1 protein-coding gene and 1 pseudogene are annotated in these 1,157 nt (G+C 72.6%); both read right to left on the bottom strand.

The features are described from left to right. Positions 1 to 546, bottom strand: a pseudogene (locus tag I59_RS19510) (AAA family ATPase); the annotation flags it as partial. Positions 547 to 713: 167 nt separating this feature from the next. Next, positions 714 to 1,157, bottom strand: a 444-nt coding sequence (locus I59_RS07835) for a glycosyl hydrolase family 18 protein (RefSeq protein ID WP_022903388.1), incomplete at its 5' end; no start/stop codon positions are given.

Genomic DNA, 1,157 nt, shown 5'->3' with positions numbered 1-1,157 from the left:
CCATCGCGATGCGCGCGTGAAATCGGTCGCGCTGGGCTCGGGCAGCGGGTACGTGCCCTCCATGTCGATCGGGTTCTGGGTCGCCACGATCATGAACGGCGACTCGAGCTCGCGCGTGACGCCGTCCACGGTGACCTGCGCCTCGGCCATGGCCTCGAGCAGCGCCGACTGCGTCTTCGGGCTGGTGCGGTTGATCTCGTCACCGATGACGACGTTCGCGAACACCGGCCCCGGTGAGAACCGGAACGTGCCCGAGGACTGGTCGAAGACGTTCACGCCGGTGACGTCGGACGGCAGCATGTCCGACGTGAACTGGATGCGGTTCACGGAACCGCCGACGGATGCGCCGAGCGCCTTCGCGAGCACGGTCTTCCCGACGCCCGGGACGTCCTCGACGAGCAGGTGGCCCTCGGCGAGCATGACGGTCAGCGCCGTCCGGATCGCGTCGACCTTGCCGTCGACGACGGTCGAGACGGCCGCGACGATGGCGGCTCCCGCGTCTCGGACGTGCTCGAGCGGGACGGCGGGGGCGGTCGGTTCCGGCACGCAGGCCTCCTCGGCTCGGGACAGGTGTCGTGCATGCTACAACGGCCCGGTGACAAGGACCGGAGGATGCGTCACCCGGCCGACTCCCGTCCCGGACGCGACCGGATGACGGCCTGGAGGCACGGGTCGGGACGGTGCTGCCTCTCCCGGCCCGGTGGGTGGTCCGGTCAGTCGCGCGGGAGCGCCTGCAGGTTCAGCGACCAGAGCGCGACGCCGTGCAGCCGGAGCTCCGTGGCGAGCGCCGTCCGCGCACGGTACGACCGCGCACCGGACCAGTGCAGGCGCGTGCCGTCGCGGAGCCGCGCGGACCACTCGCCGTCCCGCGCCGACCACCTCGCGTGCTTCCCCGCGAGCTTCGCCGCCTGCGCCGGCGTGACCTGCTCGCCGTCGTGCGGACCGCCCCAGACGTACCCGTAGCCGGCGATCCCGAGGTCGATCCGGCCGCGGGGGACACCCTGCGCCTCGGCGGCGCGGACGACGCGCTCTGCCCAGGGCAGGGACCCGATCGTGCCGGCGCCGCTCCACGGGCCGTGCTCGTCGTACGTCATGAGCACGACGCGGTCGACGTACCGGGTCAGCCGACGGAGGTCGTAGCCGGTGTCGAGGAAGCC

Source organism: Curtobacterium sp. B8, from assembly GCF_000333315.1.
Taxonomy (GTDB): Bacteria; Actinomycetota; Actinomycetes; order Actinomycetales; family Microbacteriaceae; genus Curtobacterium; species Curtobacterium luteum.
The sequence above is the reverse complement of the archived record's forward strand: the minus strand, read 5'-3'. Positions and strand labels throughout refer to the sequence as shown.